The sequence below is a fragment of the Streptomyces sp. AgN23 genome, from assembly GCF_001598115.1.
Classification (GTDB): Bacteria; Actinomycetota; Actinomycetes; order Streptomycetales; family Streptomycetaceae; genus Streptomyces; species Streptomyces antimycoticus.
The window spans coordinates 3,432,297-3,446,795 of record NZ_CP007153.1 but is presented as its reverse complement, the minus strand read 5'-3'; the positions used below and the strand labels follow the sequence as shown (position 1 = coordinate 3,446,795).

Genomic DNA, 14,499 nt, shown 5'->3' with positions numbered 1-14,499 from the left:
ACGCACCAGACCGGTGATCCCGAGAGCGGTGACGGCGATTGCCAGGACGGGAGCGATCAAGGGGAGGGCGGCCACTCCGTCGGCCAATTGGGGGGGGCCACCCGGCGGGAAGCGTGCCGCCCCGCGCCGCTCGTAGCCGCCCGGACCTGCCGCTTCGCCCTCGGGGTCGCTTAGGCTCGGCAGCGGCGCCTTTGATCATCGGTGTGCGGGTGGTCGAGCGGCGCGGAGTCGACCAGGGACGGGAGGCGGCGGGATGTCCGTACCGCAGGGACGCAGGAGCAGCAATGTCACCCGGCTGCTGCGGCACGGTTTCACCGACGCCTCGGCCGCCCAGCGGCTGCTGGACGCGCCCGAGCTGGCCTCGGTGCGCAGCGATTCGGTGCTGCTGGAGGCGCTCGGCGCGACCGCCGACCCGGATCTGGCGCTGCTCGGGCTCGTACGGCTCGTCGAGGCGCTGCCGGAGGACGAGGGGGAGGCGGGGGAGCCGAACGGCGGGCAGCGGGCCGGTTCGCGGCAGGCGCTGCTGGACACCCTCGTCACCGCCAAACCGCTGCGCGACCGGCTGCTCGGGGTGCTCGGCGCATCCGAGGCGCTGGGTGACCACCTCGCCCGCCACCCGGGGGACTGGCACGCCCTGGTGACCTATGAGTCGGCCGATCTGCATCCGGCCACCCCCGAGTTCGAGCGGGCTCTGGCCGAGGGGGTCTGGGGCGCGCCCGGGGCGGGGCTGCCCCGGCCCGACGCGTTGCGCGTCGCCTACCGCCGGGCGCTGCTGGCCATCGCGGCCCGTGATGTGTGCGGCACCATCGACATCACCCAGACGGCCGCGGAACTCGCCGATCTGGCGACCGCGACGCTGCGGGCCGCGCTGGAGATCGCGGCCGAGGAGGAGCCGCAGGACGCCGCCGCCTGCAAGCTGGCCGTGATCGGCATGGGCAAATGCGGCGGCCGCGAGCTGAATTACGTCTCCGATGTGGACGTGATCTTCGTGGCGGAGGCGGTCGAGGGGGTCCAGGAGGACGAGGCGGTGCGGGCCGCCACCCGGCTCGCCTCCCGGCTGATGCGGGTCTGCTCCGATGTCACCGTCGAGGGCACCATCTGGCCCGTCGACGCCAACCTCCGCCCCGAGGGGCGGAACGGCCCGCTGGTGCGGACCCTCTCCAGCCATCTGGCGTACTACCAGCGCTGGGCCAAGACCTGGGAGTTCCAGGCGCTGCTGAAGGCCCGGCCGATGGCGGGCGACGCCGGGCTCGGCCAGGCGTATGTGGACGCCCTCGCGCCGATGGTCTGGCAGGCCGTCGAGCGCGAGAACTTCATCCCCGATGTGCAGCAGATGCGCCGCCGGGTGGTCGAGAACATCCCCGTCTCCGAGGTCGACCGCGAGCTCAAGCTGGGCCCCGGGGGCCTGCGCGACGTCGAGTTCGCCGTCCAGCTGCTGCAGTTGGTGCACGGGCGGTCCGATGAGTCGCTGCGCAGCGGTACGACGCTGGACGCGCTCGCGGCCCTGGCCGCGGGAGGCTATGTGGGGCGCACCGACGCCGCCGCGCTGGACGCCGCGTACCGCTTTCTGCGCACCATGGAGCACCGCCTCCAGCTCTACCGGCTGCGCCGCACCCATCTGATGCCCGAGGGCGAGGCCGATCAGCGCCGCCTCGGCCGGTCGTTGGGGTTCCGCACCGAGCCGGTGACCGAACTGGGCACCGCCTGGCGGCGGCACGCCCGCGAAGTGCGGCGGCTGCACGAGAAGCTCTTCTACCGGCCGCTGCTGGACGCCGTCGCCCAGCTCCAGCCCGGCGAGATCCGGCTCAGCCCCGAGGCGGCCGGTCAGCGCCTCACGGCTCTGGGGTACGCGGACCCGGCCGGTGCGCTCCGCCATCTGGAGGCGCTGGCCTCCGGTGTGACCCGAAAAGCGGCGATTCAGCGTACGTTGCTGCCGGTGCTGCTGGGCTGGTTCGCCGATTCCGCCGACCCGGATGCCGGGCTGCTGGGCTTCCGCAAGGTCTCGGACGCGCTCGGCAAGACGCCCTGGTACCTGCGGCTGCTGCGCGACGAGGGCGCCGCCGCCGAAAACCTGGCCCGGGTGCTCTCCGCCGGGCGACTCGCCCCCGATCTGCTGCTGCGTGCCCCCGAGGCGGTCGCCCTGCTCGGCGACCCGGAGGGGCTGCGCCCGCGCGGCCGGGCCCATCTGGAGCAGGAGGTGCTGGCCGCCGTCGGGCGCGCCGACGGCGCCGAGCAGGCGGTCGCGGTGGCGCGCGGGGTGCGGCGGCGCGAGATGTTCCGTACGGCGGCCGCGGACGTCATCGAAAGCGCCCGGCTGGCCAACGGCGAGGTGCGCCCGACCGTGAGCTGGCCGCTGTCGGAGGAGCGGACGCCCGGCCGGGCCACGGGACCGACGGTGACGGCGCCCGCCCCCTCGCCGGCCAGGGTCCCCGAGGTCCCCAGCGCCCTGCGGGAATCCGAACCTCATATGCCGGCCCGGCCGGCCGCCCCCGCCGCCGAATCCCCCGTGGACGCCGCGGCGCTGATCGACATGGTCGGCGACGCCCTCTCCGATCTGAACGCCGCGACCCTCGCCGGCGCCCTGCGCGCCGCCGTCCGCGACACCTGGGGCGATGAGCTGCCCACCCGCTTCGCCGTCATCGGCCTGGGCCGCTTCGGCGGCCACGAACTCAGCTACGGCTCCGACGCGGATGTGCTCTTCGTCCATGAGCCGCGCGAGGGAGCCGACGAACAGGAGGCCGCCCGCGCCGCGTTCGCCGTGGCCAACGAGATGCGCCGGCTGCTCCAGCTCCCCACCACCGACCCGCCCCTGCTCATCGACGCCGACCTGCGCCCCGAGGGCAAGTCCGGGCCACTGGTGCGCACGCTGGGCTCGTACGCCGCCTACTACCGCCGCTGGTCGCTGGTGTGGGAGAGCCAGGCGCTGCTGCGCGCGGAGCCGGTGGCCGGCGACCCCGGGCTCGGCCGGCGGTTCATCGAGCTGATCGATCCGCTGCGGTATCCGGCCGAGGGGCTGGGCGAGGACGCGATCCGCGAGATCCGGCGGCTCAAGGCCCGGATGGAGTCCGAGCGGCTGCCGCGCGGGGCCGACCCCACCACCCACGCCAAGCTGGGCCGGGGCGGCCTCAGCGATGTCGAGTGGACCGTTCAGCTCCTCCAGATGCGCCACGGCTGGGCCGAGCCGGGCCTGCGCACCACCCGCACCCGCGAGGCCCTGGCCGCCGCCCACGCCGCCGAGCTGATCTCCACCGAGGACGCCCAGACCCTGGACGAGGCGTGGATCCTCGCCAGCCGCGTCCGCAACGCCGTCATGCTCGTCCGCGGCCGCCCCGGCGACACCTTCCCGACGGACGTCCGCGAACTGGCCGCCGTGGGCCGCTATCTGGGCTACGGCCCCGGCCACGTCGGCGAGATGCTGGACGACTACCGCCGTATCACCCGCCGGGCGCGGGCGGTGGTGGAGCGGCTCTTCTACGACTACGAGAGCTGAACTCCCGCGGTGCGCGGCCCAGCTCAGCCGTCCGCGGCCAGGGTGACGCGCAACGGGCCGCAGCCGATCCGGTCGGCCTCCGCGGCCACGTAGCGGGGGAGGATCGTACGGATGTCGCCGGGATGGTCGCCGTTCTCAGCCCGGACCAGGAAGGTGACCTGACCGGTCTGGCACTCGGCCTGGAACAGCCCCATGTCGTCGCGGACGAACCCGCGTCCGTCCTGCTCACCGGCGCTTACCCGGGCCTTGGCGCCGTCCCGGGACAGCCCGTCGTAGAGCATCGCGAGCCGGGGGTCCTCGATGGTCATCAGCCGCAGTTGGGGGTGGCCGAAGAGCACGTCGCGGTCGCACGTGCGCACCGGGCCGTCGCCCTGGGTCAGTACGGTGCCGCCCCTCGCCCCGTGGTTGAACGCGGCCGGGAGCCGCAGCCCCTTGATGTCGCACATCGCGTCCTTCTTCTCGTCCAGGGACCGCGGTGGCCCGGACATCCGGCGGACCGGGTCGGCGATCTCGCCCGTGCATCCCGCGTCGGCCATGTAGTGGTTGACCAGCTTGACCACGGCGCGGGCGAGCGCGTCGCGGGCCTCGGTGTCCACCTCGTCGTCGTAGACGGTCCAGCCGGTCTCCATGTCGATCACGGTGGGGCCGCCGTTGGCGTCCAGCCCGCTCGGCCGGCCGATACAGCCGTCGGGCACCGCGAGCCAGGCCCGGGTGTCCGAGGCCATGCCCAGCAGCCCGTCGCCCAGCGGGGTGAGCCGCGCGGACAGGAACTCATCGGCCCATCGGTCGCCCGCGCCGCCGAACCCGGAGTCCAGCCGGTGCGTCTCGACCGTGATCCGCCGCCCGCGCGGCGACGTCAGACGGCATTCGCCCGAGGGGCCCTCGGTGCCGATGCGATCGGTGGAGATGGGCACCTCGGAGGTCTCAATGTCCCGCTTGCCGTCGAACAGCGCCGCCACATCGTCCTGACCGAACGCCCCCCAGCAGGCCCGGTCGTCCGCGAACGGGCCCGCCTCGGCCCGCCAGGCCACCCCCGCGCCGCCGAGCAGCGCTCCCACGACGGCTCCGACCACGGCCATGATCACGCCCAGCCGGGGCCGGGAGCGGGCCACGCGCTGCCAGTGCCACATGGGGCGGCGCCGCTCGTGCAGCGGCACGCGGATGCCGCTCTCGTCGGCTTCGTTGCTTTCGTTGTTCTCGTTGTTCTCGTTGTTCTCGTTGTTCTCGGAGTCGTTCATCGGCTGGAACCCCCAGGTGCGACGGGCGCGCAACCGACGCGTCGCGCCACGGCGTCGGCGAAGGCGGCGAAGTACGGAGTCGTCTCGTGCAGCGACGGGGCGAGCATCAGCACGGTGAGCGGGCGCCCCGCGCAGTCGGCCCGTACGACCTTGTAGTCGTCGGCGAAGACCCCCGTACCGCGCCAGCCGCGCGCCGGTGGCTTGCTGCCGGTGGCCCCGTCGAACAGCGCGGAGAGCCGTGGCTCGGCGACCATCAGGGCGTCGAAGTACCGGCCTTCACCGTGCTCCGTCCGTACCGAACAGGACTGCAGATCCCGGGTGACCGCGCCGACCTGGTACTCCAGGTCGCGGGCCGCCTTCCCGCCGAACTCCAGCCCCCTGATCCGGCAGGCCCGGGTGAAGAAGTCCTCGTCCTCCTCGGGCAGTGTGGGCATCGGCGAGACCGCCTCAAGCGGCTCGGCCGGTGCGCAACCCGCCTTCTCCATCGCGTGGTTGGCCGCCGCGACGAGCAACCGGGCCACGGACTGGGAGCCGCCGAGCCCGGCGTCGCCGGGCATGGTGGAGTCGCTGTAGACCGACCGCGCCGTCGAGTCGAGCGTCACCGCGGTCGGCCGCCCGTCGCGGGCATCGCATCCCTTCGGCAGCACCAGCAGCGCGTGCCGGCCGTCGGTGGCGCCGGGCAGCCCGTCGGGCAGCGGCATCGCCCGGTCGCCGAGGTAGCCGCCGATCCACTCCATGCGCTCCGCGGCGCTCTCGGGCGCGGGGCCATAGGTGACCGTGATCTCGGTCTCCTCCACGACCTTGCCGCCGTCGCTGCTCACGCGCTCGGAGTGGAGCGCCACGGTGCACCGCCCGCGCTGCCGCCCCGGTGTCGGCACGGTCTCCTTGGCCGTACGGCTGGCGTTGTCCTCGTCGAGCGCCTCGCGGCTCAGGAAGCCCGGCCCGCTGTCCTCTTTCCAGGCGCCCCAGCAGTAGGTGTCCTTGCCGTCGAACGGCCAGGTGTCCGTGGCCCACGTCCCGACCCCGGCCGCCACCAGCACCGCGACGGCGCCGACCAGAGCCGCCCGGCGGCGTGCGCCGCCCATCAGCTGTTTCATTGATGACCTTCCCCCGTGTGGTCGCCGATCCTACTCAGCGGCTCCGCGCACGACGTGAAGGGGTCATGGCAATTCCGTAGGCGTCAGCGGCTGCTCGCGGCGGGCGGGTGGTCGAGCCGCACGCTGATGGTGACGCGCCCCTTGCCGTCCACGTCAGCGACGGCATGCCCGATCCGGCCGCTCCCGTCCAGGTCCAGCGATATCGGCCAGCCCTCACCGGTGAAGTTGCGCCACCACAGCTTGCGTTCGGGCATGGCGACGGCGATCGTGACGACGTCGGCGGCGCGCTGATAGGCGACCGGCGTACTGAACGTACGGCCCGAGCGCCGCCCCGTGTACGTGACGACCGTGAGCCGCCCGCTCACCCTCCGCCCCCACCGAGGGGAGGACCGCAGCCCGACCATCCAGGCGTTGAACCGGTCGGTGAATCGCTTGGGAAGCGGTCCTTTGTACCGCACACCATCCTCCAGGTGCCGAGGGTCAGGGGAGTCGTGGCGTCACGGTAGCTGCGCGGGGGAGCACCCCCGGCCCGTTGCCCGAAAGTGAGAGAGGCGGGCCCCGAGTGCTCTCGTATGGCGTGCGCGCCGGGTGCCGGCTACGTGTCGACTACGTGTCGGCTACCGCCCCGGGCGAGGCAGTTCGGGCCCGCTCACCTGGAACCACACCGCTTTTCCCGGGCCTGGGCCGTGCTGGCAGACGCCCCAGTCGGTGGCGGAGCCGCCGATGATGAGCAGCCCCCGGCCGCTCTCGGCGTCGGCCGTGTCCCGGGCGAGGCCGCGCTGGGCGGGGATGCCGGGAGCGTCATCGCTCACGAGGACGCGCAGCGTGCCGTACGGTCCCCACTCGGCGTAGAGGGTGACGGGCGCCGAACAGCCGCTGGTGCGGCAGGCGTTGACGGCATTGGTGACGGCTTCTGCGGTCCTGGGCTGGGACCCGGCCGGACTGACGGCCCCTCTGGGTACCCCTTCCCAAAACGCTTGATCTGAAGCAACTAATTCGTCAAAGGTTTTCCAGGGGGGGGTACCCCACCCCCGGCGGTCCGGCATCGGCACAAGCCTCCGAGCACCGGAGCCGCCACCGGTCTCGCCACTTACGGCCCGGCGGTCGGCGACGTCACCCGCGCCCCCACCCCCCGGCCCCTGCTCAAAGGCGCCGAAGGCGCGAGACGAGACCGTCAGCCGCCCGCCGGCTCCCAGACCGCGCAGTCGTGAGCGAAGAGGACGCGCCGGGGGGCGAAGTCGGTGAGGCGGTCCAGCCAGGGGCGGTACGGGGGGAGGGGCTGCGCCACGCCGTCGAGGGCGGCCCTGCGGGCCAGCTGGTCCGAGCCGAACTCGGTGGCGAAGTCATGCGCTTGACCAGCGAGGATCACCGTGCCGTCGGACTGGCGGACGACCAGTGACTGATGGCCGTCGGTGTGCCCGGGGGTCGGGAGGACGTGAACGCCCGGCCAGATCTCGGCCTCGCCGTCGAGCTCCTCATACCTGGCGCCTGGGAAGTCCACCAACTTCTCGAATGTGTAGTCGCCCCCGCGCGCGGTGGCCAGCTCCACGCCCTGGACCAGGATCGGTCGGTGCCCAGCAGGGGATTGCCGCCGCAGTGGTCGAAGTGGAGGTGGCAGTTGACCACGAGGAAGATGTCCGCGACCGCGACCCCGGCCGCCGACAGCGCCTCCGGAAGGGCGCGACGGCGAGGGCGGTAGTGCGCCTCGGTCTCGGCGTCGGCGGCGCCGATGCCGGTGTCGAAGAGGATCAGCCCGTGGTCGTGCCGTACCAGATAGGCGAGTACCGGTTCGACCCGTGGCCGAGGGCCGCCGGTCTCGACGGCGGGGCGGACGAAGTAGCCGAGGTCGAGGCGGTGCACGGAGATGTCGTTGGCCATCCCGCCATGGTGGCGCAGTGCGTGGCGCGCGCCTGGCGGTTTGTCGGGAGCAGACGGGGACCCGCCTAACGGTGGTTCAGCAGGATTGTGGCGGTGGTGGCGCAGTGCGCGGTGTGCGCGCCCGGTGGTTTGCCGGGAGCAGACCGGGAGCCCGCCTGACAGCGGTTCAGCAGGGTTGTGGCGGTGGTGCGTGGCGTGCGCGCCCGGCGGTTTGCCGGGAGCGGACGGGAGCCCGCCTAACGGCGGCTCAGCAAAGCCGTGGCGATGGTGACCTGGGCCGGTTCCAGGGCGGTCTTGCCGTCTTCGATGTCCCAGAGGGCGTTCTGCAGGACGCGGCCGAGGGTCCAGCCGGTGGCCCGCCGCCGGTCCAGGGCGAGGGCCTCGGTCAGCAGGTCGAAGCGGTGGAGCACCGCACGGGTGGGATCGCCGGTGGCCAGGACCTCGTCCCAGCGGTTGTCCAGCGCCGGGAGCAGTTCGAAGCCGGGGTCGCCGGTGAGCGGTTCGGGGTCGATGGCCAGCCAGGGCTCGCGCTCACCGGCGAGGATGTTGTCGTAGTGGAGGTCCCAGTGCAGCAGCCGGTCTCCGGGTTCGTCGAGGAGTTCGGCCACGGCGGAGGCGCAGACGCGGACCAGCCGCTGTTCCGCCGGGTCGCTCAGGGCCGGTACGGCGTCGGGCGTCCGCTCGAGCATGGCGGCGGCGATGTCGGACAGGCGGCGCAGGCCGCCGGGGGCCGGCACCGAGGTCAGCCGGGCCAGAAGGTCGGCCAGGACGCTGATCGCGGCGGTGTCGTCGGGCAGCGAGGAGAGCGGGCGGGACGCGTCCAGGCGCTCCAGCAGCATGGTGCCCGTGTCCGGGTCGTGGTCGAGCAGGAGCACCACGCCGTTGCCGTTCCAGGTCCGCAGGCCCAGTGGGGCGCCCTCGGTCTCCTCCCTGACCTGCTGGAGCCTCAGGACCGAGGGAGTTCCGTCCGCGCCGGTCACCGGGAGGACGAGCGAGGCCATGCCATGGGCGGCGGGACCGGCCGGGCGCAGGTCCCAGCGGTCGAGGAAGTCCGCGGCCAGCCGGGGCAGCGCGGCGAGCCAGGCGCGTCCGGCGGCGTCGTGCTCGCCGAACGACGCGGCGAAGGCTTCGGGGACGTCGATGCGCCCGATCGGTGGCGTCATCAGGGGTGGTCTCCGGCATCAGATGAGCGCAGGTAGTTGTAGACCGTGGCGCGGGAGACCCCCAGCAGTTCGGTGACCACCTGGACGGAGTGCTTCACCTGGAGGTAGCCGCTGGCCCTGAGGGTGCGGGCGAGTTCCTTCTTGGCGGGGGTGCCGAGGCTGCGTGGGGTCTGGCCGCGGGCGGCGGCGAACTCCTCGATGACGGTGCGCAGCTCCGCTGCGGTGCGGGCGCGGAGGGTCTCGGTGAGCGGCTGTTGCTGCTCATCGGTCCTGACCAGGTTGTTGAGGCTGCGGGCGACGCTCCCGAAGAGGGAGACGTCCAAGTTGAGGCAGATGGCGGCGACGTACTGGCCCGCGCCGTTCTTGATGCCGATCGAGGTGCTCTTCGCCGGGCGGCCGTCCGGGAAGCGGTTGGCGTAGTTCTGGACGATGTCGGGGAAGCCGGGGTCCTGGATCCGGGCCAGGCCCAGCTCGGTGGTGGGCTGGCCCACCTCGCGGCCGGAGAGATTGCTCTCGATGGCGCGGATGGACTGGTCGGGGTTGCGCAGATCGTGGAGGACCACCTCGCACAGTCCGGGGAACATCCGGCCGATGGCGACCACGATCTTCTCGGTCTCGCGCAGCAGCAGCTCGTCCTCGGGTGTTCCCGTCGGCTCCTGAACGCTCTCCCCGGTCATCCGAAGAGCTCCGTCATCGTCGGCGCCGCCTTCAGGCCCGACCCGGTCAGCAGCACCACCGTGGTCTCACCGGGGCGGATCGCGCCCCGGGCCCGGAAGACCTCGATCGCCGCGGCCGCCGTCGCGCTGGTCGGCTCCGCGTACAGCCCCATCGCGGCCAGCCGGCGGACTGCCGCGGCGATCGCGTCCTCCGGGATGGCCGCCATGTCGCCGTCCGAGCGGCGGATGGCGCGCAGCACCTCGGGGAAGCGGACGGGCTCCCGGATCGCCGTGCCCTCGGCGATGGTCGGGGCGTGGAGAGACGGCACCGGGGTCTCGGTGCCCGCGCGGAACGCGGCGTGGAAAGGCGCGCAGTGGGCGGGCTGGGCCACCAGCAGCCGGGGGCGGCGGGTGATCTGGCCCGCGGCGAGCAGCTCGGAGAAGCCGAGGTCGCAGCCGAGCACGGTGCTGCCCGCACCCGCCACGGTCACCACGGCGTCCGGTGCGGTGAAGCCCAGGTCCTCCCACAGCTCGTACGCCAGGGTCTTGGTGCCCTGGAGGAAGAAGGGGTGCCAGTTGTGGCTGGCGTAGTACGTATGGGCCGACTGGCGCAGCGCCTCCGCGGCGGTGGCGTCCCGGTCGCCGGGCACCAGCTCGACCTCGGCGCCGTAGGCCCGGCTCTGGAGGATCTTCGCGGGGGAGGTGGTGGCGGGGGCGAGGATCCTGGCCCGGATGCCGGCCGCGGCGCAGTACGCCGAGACGGAGGCCCCGCCGTTGCCGGAGCTGTCCTCGATGACCTCCCCTACGCCCCGCTGGGCGAGGAGCGAGATCATCACGCTGGTGCCGCGGTCCTTGAAGCTGCCGGTGGGACTGAACCACTCCAGCTTGAACAGAATCCGATCCTCCCCCCAGCCCTTCTCGACCAGCGGGGTGCACCCTTCACCCAGTGACACCGGGGCGTCGATGCGCACCGGGAGGGCCGCTCGGTAGCGCCAGAGTGACCGGGCCCCGGTGTCCACCTGCTCGCGGGTGATGCCGGGCAGCGCGGAGACGGTGAGGGGAGCCCCGTCGTCACCGCACCAGCGGAGGTCGTCGATGGAGTACGTGGCTCCGGAGCGCTCGTCGACGTAGTGGGCTTCGGCTCGTGGTTCAGCTCGCACCTTGGATATTTTGTTTAGTTCTATATGCCCAGTCAAGGGTGCGACGGGCGCCTCCAGCGGGTCGCGAGTGCGGTGCGAGAGCCGCTCAAGGGTGGGCGAACAGCCGTTCAAGCACCACCGCGACCCCGTCCTCTTCATGGGACGGCGCCACCTCGTCGGCTATCGCCATCAGATCCGGATGCGCGTTGCCCATCGCGACCCCGTATCCGGCCCAGCCCAGCAGCGGAAGGTCATTGGGCATGTCGCCGAACGCGATCGTCTCCGCGGGGGTGAACCCCATGCGGTCGGCGGCCAGTTGCAGCCCCACCCCCTTGTCCGTGCCGGCGGGGAGCAGCTCGATCATGCCCTTCTCGGAGTGGGTCACCGCCACCTCGCCCGCGCCCACCCGCTCCGCGGTCTCGGCGACCAGCCCGTCGGCCACCGTCCGATGGCGCATCAGCACCTTCTCGATCGGTGCCGTCCACAGCTCCTCCCGCTCGGCCAGCCCCCACTCCGGGCGCCTCCGGTCGGTGAAGCGGGCGGTGACGACAAAGCGGTTCTCGGGCGCCGCCGTCACCACGGCCAGCTCCAGCGGCCCCGCGCCCAGCGCCTCCTCCGTGCGCTCCACCACCGACCGGGCCAGCTCCCGGTCCAGCGACGCCGAGACCAGCAGCCGGTCCGCGGAGGCGTCGTACAACTGCGCGCCCTGTCCGCACACCGCGAGCCCGCGGTAGCCGATCGCGACCAGGAACTCCCGGCAGGACGCGGCCGGGCGCCCGGTGACCACCAGATGCCGCGACCCGGCGGCCCGGACGAGGGCGAGCGCCTCACGGGTGCGGGGCGAGACCGTCAGATCCTTGCGCAGCAGGGTGCCGTCGAGGTCGGTGGCCACCAGCGGGAAGCGCGGCCGCCCGGCGGTACGGGGCCGGGGGAGCAGCACGCCCGGAGCGGCGACAGCCCCGGTGACGGATACGGCGGAGGCGGGTACGGACGCGGATACGGCAGCGTCAGCGGTGTCGGCGGTGTGCACGGTGGCCGGTGGTCCCTTTCGTCACGCTCATCGTGCTCATTCCGCGTCGATCAGCGCGACACATGGAGCCCCTGAACTCATGTCGGACATGCGGAACAGAGAATGGCGGCTCCGCCGGGGACGATCAAGCCGTGCAGATCACGGCCACCTGCTTCGGCAGCCGGTACGGCAGCGAGCCGTACCAGGCGCACGACAGCACGAAACCGAAGGAGAGACAGACGACCCCGCCGACCGCGTCCATCCAGAAGTGGTTGGCGGTGGCGACGATCACCAGCAGCGTGGCCGAGGGGTAGAGCAGCCCCAGTATCTTCACCCACACCGGACGGGCCAGCGTGGCGATGGTCAGACCGCACCACAGCGACCAGCCGATGTGCATCGAGGGCATCGCCGCGTACTGGTTCGACATATCGGCGAGGTTTCCCGAGGCCATCGAGCCCCAGGTGTTGTGCGCCACCACGGTGTCGATGAAATGGCCGCCGCTCATCAGCCGGGGCGGGGCCAGCGGAAAGAAGTAGTAGCCGAGCAGGGCCACGCCCGTGGTCGCGAAGAGCGCCAGCCGGGTGGCGGCGTAACGGCCCGGATGCCAGTGGTAGAGCCACACCAGTACGCCGAGCGTCACGATGAAGTGGAGTGTCGCGTAGTAGTAGTTCATGCCCACGATCAGCCAGCTGACCGAGTCGATCGCGTGGTTGACCCCGCGTTCGAAGGCCATGCCGAGCCGGTGTTCCCACTCCCAGATCCAGCCCGCGTTGCGCAGCGCCTCCGGCCGCTGCTCCGGGACGGCGTTGCGGATCAGCGAATACGTCCAGTAGCTGACGGCGATGAGGACGATCTCGAACCAGAGCCGGGGCCTTCTGGGCGTACGCAACCGGTCCATCAGGGTGTGGTGCGGCGCCCGTGCCGCATCGGTGTCCGCGAGAGGTGCCGGGGTGGCCATTCGGCCCGCCGTCGTCCTGATAGTCGCTCCACCCATAGGGCAACAGTCTGCCAGACGACGTCCACCCGCAGATCATCCGCGGCATCGGGTCTTCGTTGCTTATGTCCTGGTCCGGGGGTCCTTCATGGGGCGTATGTGCAGCTACGTCCCCCGGTCGGGGCCTAGAAGGCTCGTGAAGATCTTGGGTTCTGGCCCTGCCGTGTCAGCGGCAGGGCCAGACTTGTCTTGTGGCGATGGGTGAGTGGGTCGGCGAGATGGTCGGGCCGGATGTGTGGGAGACCTGCCGGGACCTGATTCCGGCCGGGAGTGTGTTCGCGTTCCTGGCCGAGCATCGTGGCGAGCTGTTCCCGGCTGAGATGTTCGTGGACATGTATCCGTCGGCGAATGGACGGCCGAGCATGCCGCCGCAGATCCTGGCCGCCGCGATCGCGCTACAGGCCCTGCACGGGCTGTCGGACTTCGAGACAGTCCAGGAATTGCGGTGCGACCTGCGGTGGAAGGCCGCATGCGGCCTGGGCCTCAACGACATGGCGTTCGATCCATCGCTGCTGGCCTACTTCCGCCGCCGGCTGGCCCGTTCCGCCCGCCCGAACCGCATCTTCGAGACCGTACGCGAGGTCGTGAAGGCCACCGGTGTCCTCAAGGGCAAGCACCGCCGGGCTCTGGACTCCACTGTGCTGGACGACGCGGTCGCCACCCAGGACACCGTCACCCAGATCATCGCCGCCGTCCGCGCGGTGATCCGCGAAGTCCCCGGCGCCGACACGGCCGCCGCTGCCCAGTGCACCGCCCACGACTACACCGACCCAGGCAAACCGAAGATCGCCTGGAACGACGAGCAGGCCCGCGCCGAGCTGGTCGACGCACTCGTCACGGACGCGCTGCGGCTGCTGGGCCACCTGCCCGAACAGCAACTCGGCGAGAAGGCCGCGAACGCGGTGGGCATCCTGGCCCTGGTCGCCGGTCAGGACGTCGAGCCCGCCGAGGACTCCGACGGCCGCGACGGACGCTGGCGCATCACCCGGGGCACCGTCCCTGGCCGGATGGTCTCCACCATCGATCCGGAAGCCCGGCACATCCACAAGACCCGCAGCCACCAGCAGGACGGTTTCAAGGCCCACCTGGCCATCGAGCCCGAGACCGGCTTATACACCGCCGTCGCCCTGCGGCCCGGCTCCGGGCCCGAGCACCATGAGGCTGCCGTGGGTCTTGAGCTGCTCGCCGACGAGGACACCCCGGTGGACGCCTTCGGTGACACCGCCTACTCCACCGGCGACGCCCGCCAGGCCCTGGACCGGGCCGGGCACCGGCTGTTCCTCAAACCCGCCCCGCTGCGGCCCGCCGTCCCCGGCGGCTTCACCCTCGACGACTTCGCCATCGACACCACCACCGCCATCGTGACCTGCCCGGCCGGACACGCCGTGGGCCTGTCCGACCCCGGCGGGCAGCACCACCAGCGCAAAGCCTCTTTCGGGAACTTATGCACCGGATGCCCCCTGCGCGAGCAGTGCACCAAGGCCAAGGCCGGACGCATCCTGACCATCCGCCCGCACCACGACCTCCAAGCGGCCGCCCGCCACCAGGCCGCCACCGATCCTGACTGGCAGGCCGACTACCGCCGCTGGAGACCACCGGTCGAACGCGCCGTCGCATGGCTCGTCCACCACGGCAACCGCCGACTCCGCTACCGCGGCACCCTCAAGAACGACACCTGGCTCCACACCCGAGCCGCCGCCCTCAACCTCCGCCGACTGATCAACCTCGGACTCACCCGCATCGACGGCGCCTGGCACCTCGCCCCAGCCACCACATAACGAAGAGGGGCCATCCGGCCTCCGGCCGGACAGCCCCTCACCAAGATCTTCATCGGC

11 protein-coding genes and 1 pseudogene are annotated in these 14,499 nt (G+C 72.2%); 2 read left to right on the top strand and 10 right to left on the bottom strand.

Annotated features, from left to right (window positions below; all coding sequences use genetic code 11):
* The first annotated feature begins 253 nt into the window (after positions 1–253).
* Positions 254–3,490, top strand: coding sequence for a bifunctional [glutamine synthetase] adenylyltransferase/[glutamine synthetase]-adenylyl-L-tyrosine phosphorylase (locus tag AS97_RS15105; RefSeq protein ID WP_210565066.1), 3,237 nt, complete (start codon positions 254–256; stop codon positions 3,488–3,490).
* A 23-nt stretch (positions 3,491–3,513) separates the two neighbouring features.
* Here the strand turns inward: AS97_RS15105 and AS97_RS15100 are convergent, their stop codons facing one another.
* The 10 genes and pseudogenes from AS97_RS15100 to AS97_RS15055 all read right to left on the bottom strand — a co-directional run bounded on the left by AS97_RS15100 (position 3,514) and on the right by AS97_RS15055 (position 12,664).
* Complete coding sequence (locus AS97_RS15100; RefSeq protein WP_210565064.1) at positions 3,514–4,728, bottom strand: hypothetical protein; 1,215 nt, start codon at positions 4,726–4,728, stop codon at positions 3,514–3,516.
* On the bottom strand, positions 4,725–5,825 hold the full coding sequence (locus tag AS97_RS15095) for a hypothetical protein (RefSeq protein ID WP_210565062.1): 1,101 nt from the start codon (positions 5,823–5,825) through the stop codon (positions 4,725–4,727). The genes AS97_RS15100 and AS97_RS15095 overlap by 4 nt, the downstream gene beginning before the upstream one ends.
* 83 nt (positions 5,826–5,908) lie before the next feature.
* On the bottom strand, positions 5,909–6,283 hold the full coding sequence (locus tag AS97_RS15090) for a hypothetical protein (protein ID WP_125761849.1): 375 nt from the start codon (positions 6,281–6,283) through the stop codon (positions 5,909–5,911).
* A gap of 159 nt (positions 6,284–6,442) precedes the next feature.
* Entirely contained in the window at positions 6,443–6,637 is a 195-nt protein-coding gene (locus AS97_RS48955) for a hypothetical protein (protein ID WP_349017591.1), read from the bottom strand.
* Between the two features lie 362 nt (positions 6,638–6,999).
* A pseudogene (locus AS97_RS15080) lies at positions 7,000–7,703 on the bottom strand (N-acyl homoserine lactonase family protein).
* Positions 7,704–7,939: 236 nt separating this feature from the next.
* Positions 7,940–8,866, bottom strand: a complete 927-nt coding sequence (locus tag AS97_RS15075) for an aminoglycoside phosphotransferase family protein (protein WP_086710858.1) — start codon at positions 8,864–8,866, stop codon at positions 7,940–7,942.
* Complete coding sequence (locus AS97_RS15070; RefSeq protein WP_059143187.1) at positions 8,866–9,543, bottom strand: PAS domain-containing protein; 678 nt, start codon at positions 9,541–9,543, stop codon at positions 8,866–8,868. The genes AS97_RS15075 and AS97_RS15070 overlap by 1 nt, the downstream gene beginning before the upstream one ends.
* Positions 9,540–10,820: a threonine synthase gene (locus AS97_RS15065; RefSeq protein WP_247204374.1), complete on the bottom strand. Its 1,281-nt coding sequence runs from the start codon at positions 10,818–10,820 to the stop codon at positions 9,540–9,542. The genes AS97_RS15070 and AS97_RS15065 overlap by 4 nt, the downstream gene beginning before the upstream one ends.
* Positions 10,768–11,691: a Cof-type HAD-IIB family hydrolase gene (locus AS97_RS15060; RefSeq protein ID WP_079059251.1), complete on the bottom strand. Its 924-nt coding sequence runs from the start codon at positions 11,689–11,691 to the stop codon at positions 10,768–10,770. Before AS97_RS15060 ends, AS97_RS15065 begins: the two co-directional genes overlap by 53 nt.
* A gap of 124 nt (positions 11,692–11,815) precedes the next feature.
* A complete protein-coding gene (locus AS97_RS15055; protein ID WP_079059252.1) occupies positions 11,816–12,664 on the bottom strand; it encodes a phosphatase PAP2 family protein in 849 nt (282 codons plus the stop codon).
* 197 nt (positions 12,665–12,861) lie between these two features.
* Here AS97_RS15055 and AS97_RS15050 point away from each other — a divergent pair, with 197 nt between their 5' ends.
* On the top strand, positions 12,862–14,442 hold the full coding sequence (locus AS97_RS15050) for an IS1182 family transposase (protein WP_210564187.1): 1,581 nt from the start codon (positions 12,862–12,864) through the stop codon (positions 14,440–14,442).
* Positions 14,443–14,499 lie beyond the last annotated feature (57 nt).